Below are 16,783 nucleotides of genomic sequence, written 5' to 3' on the forward strand. Positions count from 1 at the left end.
GAAATATTTTTCAGTTCAATTTATCCGAATTCCCACCACTTTATAAGTTGTTTCAATTCTTGCAAATATTGTTTAGGCACACCCATGTTACTCAATTGCTGCAAATGACTTTTAATATGCTGTGAAATGTTTCCAGCTTCTTTAGCAAAAAAACCACTCTCAGTTAAGTGAATAATCTCCTTATGCATCCATTCTGGTATACGAATAGCAGGCCCGTTTGCTCGCACAAAATCGGTGGCTCCGTGAGCCAATGCGACCACTGTTTGTGGAACGTGATGCCTCGCCCAGCCCGTTATCTGCTTTAATTCATTAAACGCGCCAACCTCAAAATAATGATTATGCGCCCAAATGCACCAGCTCCAAAAATCTTCTCCAACAAAATAAGTGTGATAGTCAGCGATTCTTAAGTTATAGACCGGTTCTACTTCTTTGTCTTCGAATAAATCTGTGATCGATAACCACTCTTTTTCGTTGCCTTGTATTCGGTCTCCGATTTTCAAATATTTAGCAGGGAGCCAACCTCTTGTGCTATCAAAAAAATGTACCCCTCACGTAATATTTGCCGTTTTTTGCGATTTAATTCCTAGAGGAATTGGCCCTCTCTTGAACAAAAGATCGCCGTGATCGACGAGAGCACGGCGTAAAGCAATTCGATCCATACGGCGAGATTCCTGCTCGAGCAACACTCCCGAAGGAGATATTCCTTCCTCCTTCATAGCTCGGTTCCGATGGATTTCAACAAGCTCTCGGAACTGATCGCGAGATTCTGTCGCGACTCTCTCCCGACTTTTCCAAAGCGTCTCGGGAGTAGGACCCAGACCTCCTCTCGGTCGAGCCAAGGCATTGGCTTCCCGTCGAGCCGCCTCCACATCCTCAGCGTTCCACACTTCCGGATGGCCTTCCCAGGCAGCTCTACGTTCGATTCGACTTTTCAAAGATCCTATGCCCGCTTCGATCGCACCGTTATATTGTGGCCTCCTCGGCGGAGAGTACAAGCCGAACACGCCTTCTCGCTGCAAATATTCTTGGACCACTTCGGCAATAAACGGCGAACGGCAGCGCCTCGTGCCGGACTACGCCGGCCCATCGCAACACCCCGGTCTCGGTCATCAGACCGCTCCAAAATTCCCCGGTATTCGGCAAAACACCCTTCAAAATGCCAAAATCCCTACAGCTTTAATTCGGCTACAAATGCGACCAGAATTCGGTTCGGGACAACTACGCCGCATTCGCAACGATTTGCCCATGCCCGTCACCATCGCCACGCTGGGAACCGATGGGCCACCTTCGAAAATGAGCGAAGGTTACTTCCGCTTCCTCTGCCCCAACTGCGGCGAAATGCGGGCTACCGTCAACCCACGCAACAACCTCGCCCACTGCTTCGACTGCCAAAAAAACTTCAACAACATCGACCTCTTGCTCTCCCTCGATTACGACTTCCTCACCGCCGTCGATTTACTCGAACGCTGGCTCAACGAATATCAAACCCGACAAGCCAAAAAGTAATCAGTCGCAGGAAGCCCGTTACTCTACGAACCTCTGCTGCTCGCGGCGAACGGCAGCACCTCGCGCCGGACTACGCCGGCCCATCGCAACACCCCGGTCTCGGTCATCAGACCGCTCCAATATTCCCCGGTATTCGGCAAAACACCCTTCAAAATGCCAAAATCCCTACAGCTTTAATTCGGCTACAAATGCGACCAGAATTCGGTTCGGGACATCTATTGAAAGCTTATCGGACTACTTTCTCGAATACGGATGATGTCTGCCTCGTAGTGAAGGATGTCGGCGCTGAATCTTTCTACAGGAATGAATCGTTCGCACCATTGATTGAAGAGCTGAAATTTGACACGAGAGCTCCAGAGATTCTTTACTTGAATGAGGAGCTATCGCAATCGGAACTTGCACGACTTTACTCCGCCTGCGATATACTCGTGCATCCCTATCGAGCGGAAGGTTTTGCTTTGCCCGTACTGGAAGCCATGGCATGCGGCAGACCTGTAATCGTCACCGCAGGTGGTCCAACGGATGATTTCGTGCCCAACTCCGCAGGTTGGAAGATACCTGCGAAAATTAAGTACTTTGGAAGTGATCGAGTGCATAGCGATGCAACCATCTCCCGTCCCTGGTGGCTGGAACCTGACGTTGATGAATTAAGCAAACTTTTGAGACAAAGTTTTTCTGAAGTTACATCCCACATTCCACAAGGAAACGCATCAGGTCGTATCGCTCATTCATTAACTTGGGATAGATCTGCGGTGATAATTGAAGATCGAGTTCGACAGCTTCGAACACGGTTCCCGATCCGATTTTAAAGCATTTCTTGAGAATAAAAACCGACTGCTATCGCCGAGCGGCAGAAAGTCAAAATCGTCCCAAGTTCCCATGGCGATTCAACGCGCCGAATCGCATGAATCCAATCATAGTGTCAGTCGACTGTGAATTCGAACCACTATTTTGGGACGATACCAATCAGCCTTGATCTGATTTGACCCATGAAAATTCCACTCCAATGTTCGGACATGTTTTTGACCAGGAAAATACACAATAAAAATATTTTCCATTATTCAAACGATTATATATATTTTGAAATACTGTTAAAAAAGCCCCATGAAGTAATTTGATATTGTCCGTAATTCACGTATTCACCTGTTTCTGTATATGGATTCTCTTCCAAGCAAATTCCATGCTCAACATCTTCAGTTGTCATTGCAAAGTCTTCATTCACTAACTGCCAAACAGGCAATAAGTTGCGCAAAATTAATCCTGCGGGAACACGTATTCCCCCGACAAATTGATCAATGCTACTAAAGAGAATAACTTCAGTAGACATCAAAGTTTTGCTTAATCCGAACAATCCTGATAAAATTTTTGCGATTTCTGATTTACTCCAGTGATTCGACGATTGGGCATTTTCATTCTTGACTTTTTTGAAGAATGCTATTTTCAATTCTTCCGTGTGCTCAAGCGTGAGGAACAATTTTTCTGAAAACTCAAAGCCACATGCTTTATTCAATGATTTCAGCCAGTCTGCCTTTAGCAATCTTCCCCGTTGTCTTCTAATGCGAAGCTCAATATTTTTCAATCTTTCAGTAGACATATATTATGTTCTCCCACACATATGCAATGATTAGTCATCCCCGGCGGAGTGGCACTGGTAACCTAACTAAATCAACTCAAGTCGTTATTGAGTAACAGTTTGGGTGGCACTGGTTACTTGCTGTTTTTTTTATTGATCTTTGCGAATTGTAGGACTCAATCCTCGTCCAATTTCCGTGTGGCACTGGCTAACTGCCAGTGCGTGGGAGAAAAAAGTGCCAAAGAATTGTCACCCTCTCAGGCACAAATTCGAGCAGAAAGAACGCTTTATTGCAGAAACGCACTCGCAGATGGCCAGTGCCACTCAAACCGTTACTGGATAACGACATGCGCTGATTAAGAATGCTTGCCAGTGCCACCCGCCGGGGCATGAATTCCTTCTGGGTTGAAATAGGGTGTTTTGTTGTTGTAGGATGGGTGAGTTCTAAATGGCACTGTCGGATAGACAGTGCCACTCAAGTCTAGATTTTACATCGACTTGCGTTTATTGAGATGGGGTGCCAGTGTCACCCGTCGCCGCCAGAATTGCTCGCGTTGGAGGTTGCGTTCGTGTCGAGGCATGGAAAGTCTCCGTTAAAGAAACTCTCCAGACTAGCAAAGTACGCAAGGACGCATTTCACAGCACGGTTACGGAAACCGTGGCCAGCCGCAATGCCATCGAGCAGGTCTTCAAGGACGTCAAGGAAGTTTGGAGAGCCGGTCAGCAGCAATTGCGAAACCTGCACGCCAACATCGGCGCGTTTCACATGAACCTGTGGATGATGACTTTGACCGAACTGTGGGCTTGGAATCAACCGCAAAGGAAGTTAGTGGATCGTGCCGATCGTCCCTGGGATAATCAGCCGCGACGGCCTTCTCATAACGATCGACGCAAGTCGTTGCTAAAGCTGATTTTGCAAGAAGAATTTCGAGCACTTCCGCAAAACGGGCCCGGAACACGAAAATACAAAAAAGCCGTCAAACGCTTGTTCCTAATGGCCTGCTCCGCTTAGATTATCTGGGAAAGTGCAGCCAGAGAATTAATCGAGCGTAAATTTATACCAAACTGCCAACACGTTATATTTAAACTATTCTACAGCCAATAAAAACAAAAGGCCAATTCAAGAAATAGCTATTTGGCGTTTTTTTGATCTAAATCAATGCCTAATGTTTAGTTGCCTCCTAGCGAGTTGTTGAATTATTTTTTTATTAATTCAATTGGGCGATATAGTTCAAAACAGGATGATCGAGAATCAACAATGTCGGTTACAGTAGTATACAAATTATCTTTTTTGTCTGATTTTTTTAAATATAGTAGATACAGAGGAGCTTCAGTTCTTAAATAAATTGACTTAGAATCTGAAATGTATATCGGATCATACTTGAAAGTCAGGATGTTGGGCAGGTTTCCCTGTATGACTACTTCGTTTTCTTGATGTATCTCATAGTGATGTAGTTTTATCTCTTTAAGATTAGGCCCTTTAAATACCTGCTTCACTTCAAGATCGGTTATATATAATTTTAATATAGTGTCAAACCCATATTTTTTCTTTAAATTCACCAACTCTCCTCCATCCGACTTTTTCAGTGGCTTGCAAATAGCAACCAAATCAGCATCCTGAAATACTTCATTTATCAAATTCTTTTTTGTGATATCTGCCTCAAAATGAGAATTCGAATTATGCAAATATAAGCCAATTAAAAGCAGAATAAATACTACAAAGATTTTGCACATATGGAACCCTCTCTTTACTTAAATGGAAAAAAATAAGGCTTACTGAGTCCTGGGGTAAAATTCAGATATTCAAATCCCTTTTCCCCCAACTCTAATTTCGAATCAGTCAGCACCTTGGATATCGAATTTTTAAAACCCCCAATGGCATTGTTGATTTTGTCTATCGCGTCTTTGCATATAGGGTTATAATAAATTTGTTTTTGTTTTATAAAATTTAATACCATTCGCCACGTAATTATAATCTTCGAGGCTGGCATCTGAGTTGTCTCTAATTTCCCCTTTGTCATCGTAAAGCGGCATATATGCAGCATCATTATTCTTCTCTATTATCAATGTTTTTGAAATATTTGAGAAACCAGCCACTGTACCCCTCACGTAATATTTGCCGTTTTTTGCGATTTAATTACTAGAGGAATTGGCCCTCTCTTGAACAAAAGATCGCCGTGATCGACGAGAGCACGGCGTAAAGCATTTCGATCGATACGGCGAGCTTCCTGCTCGAGCAACACTCCCGAAGGAGATTTTCCTTCCTCCTCCATAGCTCGGTTCCGATCGATTTCAACAAGCTCTCGGAACTGATCGCGAGATTCTGTCGCGACTCTCTCCCGACTTTTCCAAAGCGTCTCGGGAGTAGGACCCAGACCTCCTCTCGGTCGAGCCAAGGCATTGGCTTCCCGTCGAGCCGCCTCCACATCCTCAGCGTTCCACACTTCCGGATGGCCTTCCCAGGCAGCTCTACGTTCGATTCGACTTTTCAAAGATCCTATGCCCGCTTCGATCGCACCGTTATATTGTGGCCTCCTCGGCGGAGAGTACAAGCCGAACACGCCTTCTCGCTGCAAAATTCTTGGACCACTTCGGCAATAAACGGTGACCGGCAGCGCCTCGTGCCGGACTACGCCGGCCCATCGCAGCACCCCGGTCTCAGTCATCAGACCGCTCCAAAATTCCCCGGAATTCGGCAAAACACCTTTCAAAATACCAAAATCCCTACAGCTTTAATTCGGCTACAAATGCGACCAGAATTCGGTTCGGGACAACTCCCTCACTCAAACCAGATAACCATCGAATTCCTAAGTTAACATAGCCTCTGGAGAAGGATTGAAGCCTTTTCAGAGGCTCGATCTTTCGCGCGCGGGCAGATAGCCACCCAGCCGGAGGGCGAAGACTACCCGTCCTATCTCTGAAGTCTTAGGTTGCTCCATGGCCGCTATTGAGATCTGTAGATTTGTACTCACGGGCTTCTGCTAGCATTTTCACTGGAAAAATCATAACCTGTTTTCACATAAACAAAGACGTATAAGGGTTCAATCTGAGCTAGTTCCGCAGGTGTCTCATAAATTTGGATCTTAGCTCCGTTCCCTTGGGTATCCTGCACTTTCCCAGAAAGTCTTAACAATTTAGGGGTATTGGGAATTTGAATTGCTCTTGAAAAAGCCGGTGCTTCCGTCAGCATGGTGGTGCTTAAAAAACATCAAGCCAGGAAGGCACCGGCCATGGAAGTATCTCGTTTTCCCTCCTTTCTGTCCAGCGCTTTTTCCGCCCTGGTCTTCTTTTTGGATGCTCGAATCCAGTCGCTAACCGTGCGTATCTTCCGCGGCATGTTCCTCGCTCAGGACCAGCGACGCACCGCCTCCCGATGGTTCCGAGCCGCCGCTATCCGTCGAAAGTACAAGTCGGCCTACCGGCACCTTGCAGCGGTCGGTCGAGAATCCCTTTCGATGAGTACCGCCGTGGGACGACTGGTTCTCAAACACCCGGCGGCCCAATCCGAGAAGATCGTGATTGCTCTGGATGACACCCTCACCAAACGTTACGGTCCGAAGGTCGAAGGGGCCGGAATTCACCACAATCCGACTCCGGGTCCGATCGGACAGTTGCTCGAATACGGGCAGAACTTCGTCGTGGCGGCTTTATTGGCCTGGCATCCTCTCCACGGCATTATCGGCTTGCCTTGGCGAGCCCAGTTATACGTCCGCCAGAAAGAGGTCGCGACGCTTCCCCGCAAGTACCAGTGGAAGTTTCGGACCAAGCTGCAACTGGCGGTGGAGATCCTGCAATGGCTCTCGAAGTCTTTGTTTTCTCCGGGGAAAGCAGTCTGGATCGTGGCGGATGGCGGCTATGCGAAGAAACCGATTCTGCGGGCGTGTCGGCAGTTGAACTTCACATTGATCAGTCGGCTCCGCAAGGATGCCGCCCTATACGAGTTGCCCTCTCCCTCCCAAGGTCGGGGGCGTCCCCGCAAGTACGGAGAGAAGCGAATCGACTTGGCCAAGCGAGCGGCTCATGCCCGGGGATGGTCGTCGGCCTCCCTGCAGTTGTACGGTCGCCCAGAAGTCAAAACGTACAAGAGTTTTCTGGCGACCTGGAAGTCGGCGGAGGGAGTCATCCGCGTGGTTCTGGTTAAAGAGAAAAAAGGGTGGATCGCTTTCTTCTCGACGAATCCGGAGGCGACGGTGGCCCAGATCCTGGAAACCGTGGCCAGCCGCAATGCCATTGAGCAGGTCTTCAAGGACGTCAAGGAAGTTTGGAGAGCCGGTCAGCAGCAATTGCGAAACCTGCACGCCAACATCGGCGCGTTTCACATGAACCTGTGGATGATGACGCTCACCGAATTGTGGGCCTGGGATCAGCCGCAAAAGAAGTTGGTGGATCGTTCGGATCGACCTTGGGACAATCGGCCGAACGGCCTTCTCATAACGATCGACGCAAGTCCTTGCTGAAATTGATTTTGCACGAGGAATATCGAACGCTTCCGCTCAACGGACCCGGAAACCGAAAATACCGAAAGGCCATGAAACGCTTGTTCCAAATTGCCCGTGCCACTTAGATTATCCGGGAAAGTGCAGATAACAGTCAAAAATAGCCTAAATTTCAAGCAAAAACGCGTCATAATATGTAGTAGGAAGATTAGCTATCTCCCATCAATGCGCCCATATAGATTTTCCTTCAATCTCACACCATCGCGCTGCGGCGAGACCTCAACCGTCAGATGCCTGTTGTTTAGTAGACTCTTCCTTTCGAAGCGTTCGGTAAAGAACGGTAAGTGCAATTCCGCCGCGATCAGACTAAACGCCAGATATCCCATTTCGTCGATGATCAGCAAATCGACTCTATTCAAGGGCTGCAGGAACCGGTCGAATTGATGATACTTTTTGGCTTGTTCCAGATTTTTGGCTACGTCGGTGGCTGTAAAGAAGTGGACGCGTCGTCCGTATCGGCAATCCCGCAGCGACGGCAACGCTCTATGCGTTTACGGCGGTTTCAGCTTATCCTGAACCTGAGGGACCTTCCTCGGGAATGATGAAATGTACGGGCCAATTTCCGGATGCCCAACGTATCTATTCGATTGGCTTGACGTATTCTCACGTATTCGGCCACCTTGCAAATCTTAGCCTCCTGCGGACTGGAATCTCTTCAAGGGAAACAAACTTATAGGGAGTCGTAGAGGGCTGGCCACATTTTGGACAAGGATCATCACTCGATTATCTGACTTGGTTCGAGATCGGAAAACAGGATCCTCAGTTTCCTAATTTGCTTTTCTGGACGCACTAAATTTTTATCGAGAAGCGTATCGATTCAGGGAGGACTTTTGAGAAAGCTCCTCCAGGAAAGTTTAGAACGTCTTATTCCGCAGGATGTTGGGATAAGAGTTACATGCCGAAACGGAATCGTGGTCATGGAAGTACCCTTGGGTGCAAGAAAATATGTTTCGCCCGCTGAATTTGCTCGGATAACGGGTCTATCGTTAGCCACGATCCATCGGCGAATCAAGGAAGGTTCCATCCAAGTCTCACAGCCTGGCGGCAAACGTTGTCGGATTTTGATTTCGTTAGAGCATTTTTTCACTGAGGCCCAAGAACAAGCTCCATCGGCAAACATGTCCACAACTACCCCTGTTGTGTCAAGTCATAGCTTTCAGCAAGTTCCTCCACGGCGAAAAACGCAACCCCAATGGAGGAAGTAACTCAACATAAGAAAGGACGAACCATGCCAGCTCGAAGACAGCAAGAGGTTCTGAAACGCCAATTCTATACATGGATAATCTACCAGCGTGACGGTATCTGGTACGCGGATGGCCGATCCGGAAATCCCTTCAACCTGGGTCGTAAATCACTTGGAAGCGCCGATAAAAATGAAGCCTTAGTAGCACTTGATGAACTCGATCGTCGAAAGGCAGTAGAGCATAATTTGGCCGATCGCTCAATCCTTGAACCGCAAAACTCAGGGCTCAGTATCAAGGATGGTAGGAAAGAGTATGAATCATTCATTGGGCGAGCTCCTGTGGCGGGTGGGACGCGATTTAGCACGAAAAAGCGATATCGGACCGTCCTGGATAAGTTCGAAAAATTTTGTTTTAAACGAGGTATCTCCTACTGGAACCAGGTTAATTCTCGCGTGCTGGAACAGTACGTCACGCAGTTGGCGGCCGATGATTATGCGCAGGCATCACAGTATTTGGAAGTCACGACCCTGAAACAAGTAGTTTGCTTCCTGATTGATCGCGGCCATCTGCCCTCAACTGCAAGAATAAAACTGAAATTGCGCAAGCCCCAAGGAACAACTACGTATTGCTATTCGGGAACCGAAGTACAGGCGATGATCGAGCGTTGCGAAAGTATTCCCGGATTACACTGGCTTCGCGATGTAATCGTGTTCCTGGCGTTTACTGGGCTGCGAATCTCGGAACTTGCCTCGTTGCGATGGGCGGATTTAAATTTTGAGGCGGGCCTGATCCACCTCAACGACGAAATGAACTTGGCGCGAAACCATCGGCAACGGGAAGTGCGGAGGACGAAGAGTGGACGGTCTCGAATGTTGCCCATCCACTCGCAACTGTCAGCAGTAATCCAGGAATTACCCCGTAATCGAGACGGCTATCTCCTCCATGGCCCGCTCGGTGGGCGATTGAAGCCGGATACCGTTCGCAACATCCTCGTCCGCGACGTTCTTGAACCTTTGGCCCCACGCTTTCCTGCAACCGAATATGGGAAGGGCTTTTGCGATGGCCGCCTGCATTCCTTCCGCCACTACTTTTGTTCGCGGTGCGTAGCGAACGGGATCCCCGAGCTGACAATTAAAGAGTGGCTGGGCCATCGCGATAGCAAGATGGTTCAGCACTATTATCACTTATCGAATACGGAATCACGAAGGCAGATAGAGAAACTGTCTTTCGAAGATACCTCCCGGGAGGTCCGGGAGGTAGGTTGAACGTTATAGGTCTGGAGGTCGCTGCGGAGAAGAAGGAGAAATCTGAGAGTTACTGGGACATCGATTGACACAGTATTGGCACAGGCGACTGTGCCAATCAGATGGGATAAGCGTAAATCCAATAATTACAGGGGTTTACGGAAAGGCTCGAAAATGATACGGAGAGGGGGGGATTCGAACCCCCGATAGGGTTTCCCCTATATCGGTTTTCGAAACCGACGCATTCAACCGCTCTGCCACCTCTCCAATAATGCGGGAGGGACATTCTACAAGGCAAACATGTTCGGGGAAAGACGTTTCTCCCACTCATTCCGACACAAATCCATTCAAATACTTCGTTACAATCCGCGCGGCACGCTCCGTCACCGGCACCGGCACCCGAATCGACAAGGAATAAACCGCCTCACCCACCGGGTCGACGCAATAGAAAACTCTTCCCTTGGTTACCGCAGTGGCCGTGGACTGTTCCCATTCCACCCCCTCATACCGGCGATTTCTCTGCTGAAACTGTAACGGATTCTTCACCAAGGCCTGCGCCCCCTCCGTGACCCGCATTAACTCCGCCGACAAAAAATCCTCGGCCGGGTGGTCGATGATCGCCCGAGTATCGACCTTTCTCCAGTCGGCCCTCAATTCGATCTCCGTTCCCGATAATGTCGTCCGATAGCCCTGCCCTTTCTGAAAAAACCGTTCTCCCGGTATCTCCTGCGGTACGCGAAGCTTCGCCGGCCAGAGAGCCGTGTTTTCCGGCTTATCCAATGCGAGCGTTTCCCAAGCGACACTATCCTGAGTTGCTAGCTCCGGGGCCTTACCCTGGTAATACCGCCAGACGGCATACATGCTCCCCGCCGTGAGCAACAGACTTAGCACGGCCAGCATCCAGGTCGGCAACATCGGCTGCTTCGGCTGTCGGGGTGCGACCGGTTTCGGAACAGTTTCAACTGGGATAATCGGTTTATCGTCGACAAACGGCTTCGCACGCGGCAATTGCACATCGAACGCCTGATTGCAAAGCGGACAGAGAATGGTCTTACCCAGGGTATCGGAATCAGCCTGGATCGTACGGCGACAGTGCGGACAATCGAGCGTAATCATGCGATTTTCGACCAAAGTACGGATTCGGTTCTTCCCCGGTTTTGTAGTGAATGTTCACTAATTCAGTTAAGTTAGCTCTTCACCCATCGTACGTCTTGATCTATGTTAAGGGAAACGTTTCGCAAACTCATACTGCGACTGGAGATTTCGGATGCGGAAATTATTCGGCGTCACACTGGCGATGCTACTCATCGGCCTGCCGTTGACGGCTCAAGACAAAAAGCCGGAAGGCGAAGAGAAAAAACCTCTGACCGCCAAGCAGCTCAATAAAGAGGTCCTGGACGAAATTCAAAAATTCCAGAAGGAAAACAAATCGGGCGATCGCGCCGAGTTGTTGAAAGTTGTCGATCAGGGTTTCGAACGCTTCCTTCGCGCTATCGAAGATAATCCCAAAGCCAGCGACATCAACGATATGGTCTCTTTCGCTGCTCGCTACGTTACGAGCGAAAAGAGTATGAACAAGCTTGGCGAAACGGTCGTTTTGAAGACCAATATTCTGCAAGGCGAAAAGCCCTTTCAAGTGATCATGATGCTCGGTGGTCGAAATCCCAAGTTCCTGGACAAGGCCATGGAACTCAACAAGTCGAAGGAAGTGACGGCTCTGGTCTCTTTCCTTAAAGCTCAAGCTGCAATGAGCGAATTCTCGGAATCGGGCAAAAAAGAAGACAAGGAAAAAGTGTTGAAGCTAGTGGCCGCAGTTCCAGCTGATATGGCTCTGGATATCGGCAGCCCCCGCAAGTATGAAATCGGTAAGATGGCCGCTAAACTCCCCAAGAAGCTCGAAGCCATTGAAAACCTGGCGGTTGGCAAACCGATGCCGGAAATCATCTCCAAAGATCTCGATGGCAAGTCTGTCAAGTTGACCGACTATAAGAACAAGGTTGTCGTTCTCGACATCTGGGCAACCTGGTGTGGCCCCTGCCGAGCGATGATTCCGCACGAACGGGAGATGGTCGAAAAACTGAAAGACAAACCTTTCAACCTGATCAGCCTGAGCGCGGATGGCGAGGTGAAGACTCTGAAAGACTTCCTGGAAAAAGAAAAGATGCCTTGGACCCACTGGCACATCGGGGCTTCGGGCGAAGTTCACGACATTCTTAACATCGAACACTACCCGACCATATTCGTGGTCGATCACAAGGGCGTGATTCGCTATAAGGAAATTCGCGGTGAACAGTTGGAAGAAGCCGTCGAAAAGCTTCTGAAAGAAATGGAAACCAAGTAGATTCTGGCGGATCGAAACAGAAGAGGCGGGAAAATTCCCGCCTCTTCTCGTTTTCAGGTTAGATTCATTTTGCCCAGGAACTCGCTGTTCGATTTGCTCCGTCCCATACGACTAGTGAGCAATTCCATCGCCTCCACCGGGTGCATATCACTCAGCACCTTGTGAAGAATATCGACCCATTTCGATTCATCGACTTCCCGAAGCAGGTCTTCGCGGCGGGTGCCGCTGGCATTGACGTCGATGGCGGGCCAGACACGCTTGTCGACCAGCCGACGATCCAGATGCAACTCCATGTTCCCGGTGCCCTTGAACTCTTCGAAAATTACATCGTCCATCTTGGAGCCGGTGTCGACGAGCGCGGTTCCGATGATAGTGAGAGAGCCCCCTTCTTCCAGATTGCGAGCCGCTCCGAAGAACTTCTTGGGCTTGAATAAAGCCGCCGCATCCAGACCACCCGAGAGAATTTTACCGCTGTTGGGCACCTCGGCATTGTAAGCCCGGGCCAGGCGGGTGATGGAATCGAGTAGGATCACCACGTCGGTGCCATATTCGACCAGACGCTTGGCTTTTTCCATTACCATCTCGCTGACCTGCACGTGGCGGCTGGTCGGCTCATCGAAAGTACTACTGATAACCTCGGCGCGGGGACCTTTGACGGTCCGTGACATATCAGTCACTTCTTCGGGTCGTTCATCGATGAGCAGAACGATGATGTAGCATTCCGGGTGGTTCTTCAAAATTGCCTGGGCGAGCTTCTGCAGTAACACCGTCTTACCGGTTCGCGGCGGAGCCACAATCATGGCCCGTTGCCCCTTCCCGATCGGAGTAATCAGATCGATCACCCGGGTATTCAGTTCGGCCGCTTCGGTTTCCAGTTTGAATCGCCTGTTCGGAAACAACGGCGTCAGATCCTCGAACACGGCTTTCTGCGTCAGAAGTTCCGGATCGCGGTAATTGATGGCCTCGACACGCAACAAGGCGAAGTAGCGCTCGTTTTCTTTAGGTGGCCGAATCTGTCCGGCAACCACAGCTCCGTTACGTAAGCCGAAACGGCGGATCTGGCTGGGGGAGATGTAGATATCATCCGGGCCCGGCAGGTAGTTAAAATCGGGGCTGCGCAAAAAGCCGAAACCGTCGGGAAGGATTTCCAGAGTTCCTTCGCCGAACATCAGGCCGTTCTGTTTCACCCGTTCCTTGAGAATGGTGAATATCAGATCCTGCTTCTTCAGGCTGGCCCAGTTTTCGCGCGGCAGATTTTCGTCGCGGGCCAGCTGCTGCAGCTGAATCATGTTCATCTGCTGCAGTTCGGTGATGTATGTGCTGCCGCGCTTCACTTCTTCGTAGCGTTTGTTGGTATCGCGATCATAACCGACAAACGTACTCTCGCCGTGAGAATGGGAATTTTTCCCATGCGGCGAGACATTGTCGCTGACCGGAGCGCGCGCAGGTGGTGCCGGGGGGGACTCGACAACATCCAAACCTTCACCGAACTCCGCCGGTGAGGTTGGGGGAGCATCCGCCTTGGCCCGTATGCGGGCCGGCTTGGGCTCATGCATAACTTCCGACATGTGAACTCCCTTTCAGGAGGAGAGGCACCGCGCGATTTGGGAGGATGTGCGAACGACATCCGTGAATGGGCATCGCGGCAGGTGATCAGGCTGAAAAAATCTCTCTGTTTATCATACACAACATAAGACGACGGCGATTGTCCTTTAACGCCTCCAACCCCAATTTTTAAGCAAAGAAACTAGCTGAGTACTGATTTCCGGTGAATCCGGGTCGTTTGCAAGGACTGCGTCAGCCCGGGCCTTTTTCACTTCCAGGGGGAGTTGCGAAGATTCTCTGTCTCTCAAATCCTCCGCGGACCAACCTCGAGCTTTCACACGCTTTTCGCGAGTTGACAAAGAAGCCTCGACAAACAAAATTTTGTCGCAAACTCCGTTCCAACCGGTCTCCAGCATGATGGCCGCGTCTAGTATGACCATCTGGCATACCGGGTTAGCTGAGAAATCTTTCATCCTTAACCGAATCTCATCGGAGATCCAAGGAATGACAATAGATTCCAGCTTTTCCCTCTCAAGGGGATCTTTGAAAACAATGCTGCCTAACTTTCGACGATCCACACTGCCATCTTCTTTCAATATTTTTGGCCCAAATGCTTCGATTATTTTTTGAAGATTCTCCGCATCTCGCAAAGCGGCGTGTCCGATCTGATCGGCATCAATCAGACAGCCCCCCAGTTTCACGAGTGCCTGACTAACGGTGGACTTACCGGCCCCAATGCCGCCGACAATTCCAATGACGGGTTTGTGGTTCATCCTGTTAGTTTAGAGAGGTCGTTCGTCCGGGAAGGTTCGAACCATGCCTCAGCGACGTTCAGATCGCAAATCGGTGGAGCGTCGTTGCACTCTTGCCCAGAAGCTCTCATCCATTTGAGGGCAGAAATCCTGGACGAGTTCCTTGATCCGAACCGTTTTCGCCTTCAGAACCGGATCTTTCTTCGCTCTTTCCGATACATACGACGGCTTCATGACCATCCAGGCGAAAACCTCCGCCTTATCTTCCTCGAGGCCACTGGTGCTGTAGCGGGTCAGGAAGCCCGGAAGGTCCTCCGTTAACAGGGAAGAGTTGCGATCCCCTTGCATCGCCGGCCCACCATAGCCGTATTTAAAGCTGCGCGGATTCAGTTTCAGCCAGCGCTCGTCCTGATAGACCTGACCGTCGTCTTTCCAGTCCACCACATGAAAGAACTCGTGATGCAGAATCTGTCGAGTATAGACCGAATTTTCCCGCCCCCGGATAATGTCCACCAGGAGATCATCATGGTAATAATCGGGGAGCGCGGTCCGAAGCTGACCGTTGAAAGCCAATCCTTTGCACAGGATCACCCGGCGAAGATTCGTTTTCCGGATCATCTCGACGGGGTAAAGACTCCATTCTTCAATGAAAAGTGCGGCGTAATTCTCAACATCACTCGGCTCGGCAATTTGACCGGTGATCAAATCTTTGCCATAGGGAATGGGAAACGCTGGCTGGGTCACTACCTGTATGCAGTACTTTTTTGCCAGCTCTTCAAGTGCGACCAATCGGGGCTGAGTATCGGCGCTCACGTCCACACCGGGTTGCACTGTAGGCAGCTCTGCTTCGCGCCGACATCCGGTGAGAAACAGAGCCAATAATCCGAGTGCTTGGAGAGTACTTCGCATCGGCCGATTCTATATTTTGTGGGCATTCATCCCGAGCTGGTAATTACTGATAAGTAATATACCTACTCGAAGTCATCTTTCATAGACGATTTGTGTCGATCCGTCAAAGGAACTGCAATTTCTGAGATTAATTCGTTCAAAATCGATTGAGCCGTCTTACGACGTAGGCGAGCTTCCGGACGTAATATCAACCGATGGCACATCACTGGGCCTGCCATCTTCTTGATATCGTCGGGCAAAACAAAGTCTCGACCGTTTAAGGCCGCCATCGCTTGTGACGTTCGGAACAAAGCGATTGAGGCTCGCGGCGAACCCCCCAGTTGAATTTCTTCATGTTCACGTGTGGCATGAACTATCTCAAGAATGTACTTCCGAATCTTGTCATCGACATGGATATCCCGCGTGGCCTCCTGACAAGCCAACCAATCTTCGGTCTTCACCACCGGGTTCAATTCATCGATCGGGTGCCCCTTCTGAAGTTTCAGGAGCATCTTGCTCTCTTCTTCCATCGTGGGATAACCGAGACTGAGCCGGACCAGAAAGCGGTCCAGCTGAGCTTCGGGAAGCGGGAAGGTACCTTCCTGATCGATGGGATTCTGGGTGGCGATGACCAGGAACGGGGCTTTCAAATCATAGGTCTTGCCATCGGCTGTCACTCGACGCTCGGCCATCGCCTCGAGCAAAGCCGCTTGAGTACGAGGTGTGGCCCGGTTGATTTCGTCGGCCAGCAATGTTTGAGTAAAAATCGGCCCAGGTCGAAATTCGAAGTCGATAGTCTTCTGATTGAAGATCGATACGCCGGTAATGTCGGTGGGCAAAAGGTCGGGCGTGCACTGCAGCCGTTTGAAGGAGGATTGTACGCTTCGAGCCAGAGCCCGGGCCAGCATGGTCTTGGCAACCCCGGGAACATCCTCAAGCAGAATATGTCCTTCGCACAGGTAGGCCGCGAGGCAGAGGGTCAGTTGCGGCCGTTTGCCGATGATGACCTTCTCGATATTGGAAATAACTTTCTGCCCAACCGCAGCGATATCGACCATAGCCTTTTCCTGGGAAGAATTACCTTCCTCCTATAGTATTTGTTCGGGCTCGAAGCCGTAGTACAAATCGTCGGTTCATGCGTTCAATCGATTGTCATGCTCCCGGTACCCTTCATGGTCTTGTGGGGCGAAATTTTTACCTTTCTTCCCAGATTCACTCCGCCCTCCGCAATCCCCGCGGTTCAATTTTCAGAAC

The 16,783-nt window shown here is 49.8% G+C and carries 18 protein-coding genes, 1 tRNA gene and 1 pseudogene; 6 read left to right on the forward strand and 14 right to left on the reverse strand.

The genetic code is table 11. From position 1 onward, the window contains the following. Positions 1–20 precede the first annotated feature (20 nt). A pseudogene (locus KIH39_RS15940) lies at positions 21–533 on the reverse strand (polymorphic toxin-type HINT domain-containing protein); the annotation flags it as partial. Positions 534–548: 15 nt separating this feature from the next. Then, a complete protein-coding gene (locus KIH39_RS15945; RefSeq protein WP_213494146.1) occupies positions 549–1,004 on the reverse strand; it encodes a hypothetical protein in 456 nt (151 codons plus the stop codon). A gap of 187 nt (positions 1,005–1,191) precedes the next feature. Here KIH39_RS15945 and KIH39_RS15950 point away from each other — a divergent pair, with 187 nt between their 5' ends. Next, a complete protein-coding gene (locus tag KIH39_RS15950; protein WP_213494214.1) occupies positions 1,192–1,506 on the forward strand; it encodes a hypothetical protein in 315 nt (104 codons plus the stop codon). Between the two features lie 188 nt (positions 1,507–1,694). Beyond that, positions 1,695–2,315: a glycosyltransferase gene (locus tag KIH39_RS15955; RefSeq protein WP_213494215.1), complete on the forward strand. Its 621-nt coding sequence runs from the start codon at positions 1,695–1,697 to the stop codon at positions 2,313–2,315. A 260-nt stretch (positions 2,316–2,575) separates the two neighbouring features. Here the strand turns inward: KIH39_RS15955 and KIH39_RS15960 are convergent, their stop codons facing one another. Beyond that, positions 2,576–3,100, reverse strand: a complete 525-nt coding sequence (locus tag KIH39_RS15960) for a hypothetical protein (RefSeq protein WP_213494216.1) — start codon at positions 3,098–3,100, stop codon at positions 2,576–2,578. A gap of 496 nt (positions 3,101–3,596) precedes the next feature. On the opposite strand from KIH39_RS15960, the gene KIH39_RS15965 reads away from it, so the two are divergent. Then, the gene (locus KIH39_RS15965) at positions 3,597–4,091 is read left to right on the forward strand and encodes a hypothetical protein (RefSeq protein ID WP_213494217.1); all 495 of its coding nucleotides are present in this window, start codon (positions 3,597–3,599) and stop codon (positions 4,089–4,091) included. A 185-nt stretch (positions 4,092–4,276) separates the two neighbouring features. On the opposite strand, the gene KIH39_RS15970 is transcribed toward KIH39_RS15965, so the two are convergent. The 4 genes from KIH39_RS15970 to KIH39_RS15985 all read right to left on the reverse strand — a co-directional run bounded on the left by KIH39_RS15970 (position 4,277) and on the right by KIH39_RS15985 (position 6,269). Then, complete coding sequence (locus tag KIH39_RS15970; RefSeq protein ID WP_213494218.1) at positions 4,277–4,813, reverse strand: hypothetical protein; 537 nt, start codon at positions 4,811–4,813, stop codon at positions 4,277–4,279. A gap of 183 nt (positions 4,814–4,996) precedes the next feature. Then, complete coding sequence (locus KIH39_RS15975) at positions 4,997–5,176, reverse strand: hypothetical protein (RefSeq protein WP_213494219.1); 180 nt, start codon at positions 5,174–5,176, stop codon at positions 4,997–4,999. Between the two features lie 8 nt (positions 5,177–5,184). Beyond that, positions 5,185–5,745 carry a hypothetical protein gene (locus KIH39_RS15980; RefSeq protein WP_213494220.1) on the reverse strand — a complete coding sequence of 187 codons (561 nt, stop codon included), beginning with the start codon at positions 5,743–5,745 and terminating at the stop codon, positions 5,185–5,187. A 302-nt stretch (positions 5,746–6,047) separates the two neighbouring features. Continuing rightward, positions 6,048–6,269: a hypothetical protein gene (locus tag KIH39_RS15985; protein ID WP_213494221.1), complete on the reverse strand. Its 222-nt coding sequence runs from the start codon at positions 6,267–6,269 to the stop codon at positions 6,048–6,050. Positions 6,270–6,309: 40 nt separating this feature from the next. Here KIH39_RS15985 and KIH39_RS15990 point away from each other — a divergent pair, with 40 nt between their 5' ends. Next, entirely contained in the window at positions 6,310–7,536 is a 1,227-nt protein-coding gene (locus KIH39_RS15990; RefSeq protein ID WP_213494222.1) for an IS701 family transposase, read from the forward strand. 191 nt (positions 7,537–7,727) lie between these two features. On the opposite strand, the gene KIH39_RS15995 is transcribed toward KIH39_RS15990, so the two are convergent. Beyond that, a complete protein-coding gene (locus KIH39_RS15995; protein WP_213494223.1) occupies positions 7,728–8,054 on the reverse strand; it encodes an ATP-binding protein in 327 nt (108 codons plus the stop codon). A gap of 749 nt (positions 8,055–8,803) precedes the next feature. Here KIH39_RS15995 and KIH39_RS16000 point away from each other — a divergent pair. After that, complete coding sequence (locus KIH39_RS16000; RefSeq protein WP_213494224.1) at positions 8,804–10,024, forward strand: tyrosine-type recombinase/integrase; 1,221 nt, start codon at positions 8,804–8,806, stop codon at positions 10,022–10,024. Between the two features lie 159 nt (positions 10,025–10,183). Here the strand turns inward: KIH39_RS16000 and KIH39_RS16005 are convergent. Beyond that, positions 10,184–10,270 (reverse strand) — tRNA-Ser (locus KIH39_RS16005). 60 nt (positions 10,271–10,330) lie between these two features. Further along, entirely contained in the window at positions 10,331–11,119 is a 789-nt protein-coding gene (locus KIH39_RS16010; protein WP_213494225.1) for a hypothetical protein, read from the reverse strand. A gap of 151 nt (positions 11,120–11,270) precedes the next feature. Between KIH39_RS16010 and KIH39_RS16015 the strand changes: the two genes are divergently transcribed. Then, a complete protein-coding gene (locus KIH39_RS16015) occupies positions 11,271–12,344 on the forward strand; it encodes a TlpA family protein disulfide reductase (protein ID WP_213494226.1) in 1,074 nt (357 codons plus the stop codon). A 53-nt stretch (positions 12,345–12,397) separates the two neighbouring features. Here the strand turns inward: KIH39_RS16015 and rho are convergent, their stop codons facing one another. The 4 genes from rho to KIH39_RS16035 form a co-directional block, all read right to left on the reverse strand. Then, positions 12,398–13,912, reverse strand: a complete 1,515-nt coding sequence (rho, locus tag KIH39_RS16020) for a transcription termination factor Rho (protein WP_261352908.1) — start codon at positions 13,910–13,912, stop codon at positions 12,398–12,400. 144 nt (positions 13,913–14,056) lie between these two features. Next, complete coding sequence (gene coaE / locus KIH39_RS16025; RefSeq protein WP_213494227.1) at positions 14,057–14,662, reverse strand: dephospho-CoA kinase; 606 nt, start codon at positions 14,660–14,662, stop codon at positions 14,057–14,059. Positions 14,663–14,710: 48 nt separating this feature from the next. Beyond that, on the reverse strand, positions 14,711–15,550 hold the full coding sequence (locus KIH39_RS16030; protein ID WP_213494228.1) for a hypothetical protein: 840 nt from the start codon (positions 15,548–15,550) through the stop codon (positions 14,711–14,713). 62 nt (positions 15,551–15,612) lie between these two features. After that, positions 15,613–16,587 carry an AAA family ATPase gene (locus tag KIH39_RS16035; protein ID WP_213494229.1) on the reverse strand — a complete coding sequence of 325 codons (975 nt, stop codon included), beginning with the start codon at positions 16,585–16,587 and terminating at the stop codon, positions 15,613–15,615. Between the last annotated feature and the right edge of the window lie 196 nt (positions 16,588–16,783).

The organism is Telmatocola sphagniphila, assembly GCF_018398935.1.
GTDB lineage: Bacteria > Planctomycetota > Planctomycetia > Gemmatales > Gemmataceae > Telmatocola > Telmatocola sphagniphila.

Coding starts and splice junctions, on each gene's coding strand:
- KIH39_RS15950 (WP_213494214.1), top strand. CDS start 1,192: ATGCGACCAGAATTCGGTTCGGGACAACTACGCCGCATTCGCAACGAT.
- KIH39_RS15955 (WP_213494215.1), top strand. CDS start 1,695: ATGCGACCAGAATTCGGTTCGGGACATCTATTGAAAGCTTATCGGACT.
- KIH39_RS15960 (WP_213494216.1), bottom strand. CDS start 3,100: ATGTCTACTGAAAGATTGAAAAATATTGAGCTTCGCATTAGAAGACAA.
- KIH39_RS15970 (WP_213494218.1), bottom strand. CDS start 4,813: ATGTGCAAAATCTTTGTAGTATTTATTCTGCTTTTAATTGGCTTATAT.
- KIH39_RS15980 (WP_213494220.1), bottom strand. CDS start 5,745: ATGACTGAGACCGGGGTGCTGCGATGGGCCGGCGTAGTCCGGCACGAG.
- KIH39_RS15985 (WP_213494221.1), bottom strand. CDS start 6,269: ATGCTGACGGAAGCACCGGCTTTTTCAAGAGCAATTCAAATTCCCAAT.
- KIH39_RS15990 (WP_213494222.1), top strand. CDS start 6,310: ATGGAAGTATCTCGTTTTCCCTCCTTTCTGTCCAGCGCTTTTTCCGCC.
- KIH39_RS16000 (WP_213494224.1), top strand. CDS start 8,804: ATGCCAGCTCGAAGACAGCAAGAGGTTCTGAAACGCCAATTCTATACA.
- KIH39_RS16010 (WP_213494225.1), bottom strand. CDS start 11,119: ATGATTACGCTCGATTGTCCGCACTGTCGCCGTACGATCCAGGCTGAT.
- KIH39_RS16015 (WP_213494226.1), top strand. CDS start 11,271: ATGCGGAAATTATTCGGCGTCACACTGGCGATGCTACTCATCGGCCTG.
- rho (WP_261352908.1), bottom strand. CDS start 13,912: ATGTCGGAAGTTATGCATGAGCCCAAGCCGGCCCGCATACGGGCCAAG.
- coaE (WP_213494227.1), bottom strand. CDS start 14,662: ATGAACCACAAACCCGTCATTGGAATTGTCGGCGGCATTGGGGCCGGT.
- KIH39_RS16030 (WP_213494228.1), bottom strand. CDS start 15,550: ATGCGAAGTACTCTCCAAGCACTCGGATTATTGGCTCTGTTTCTCACC.
- KIH39_RS16035 (WP_213494229.1), bottom strand. CDS start 16,587: ATGGTCGATATCGCTGCGGTTGGGCAGAAAGTTATTTCCAATATCGAG.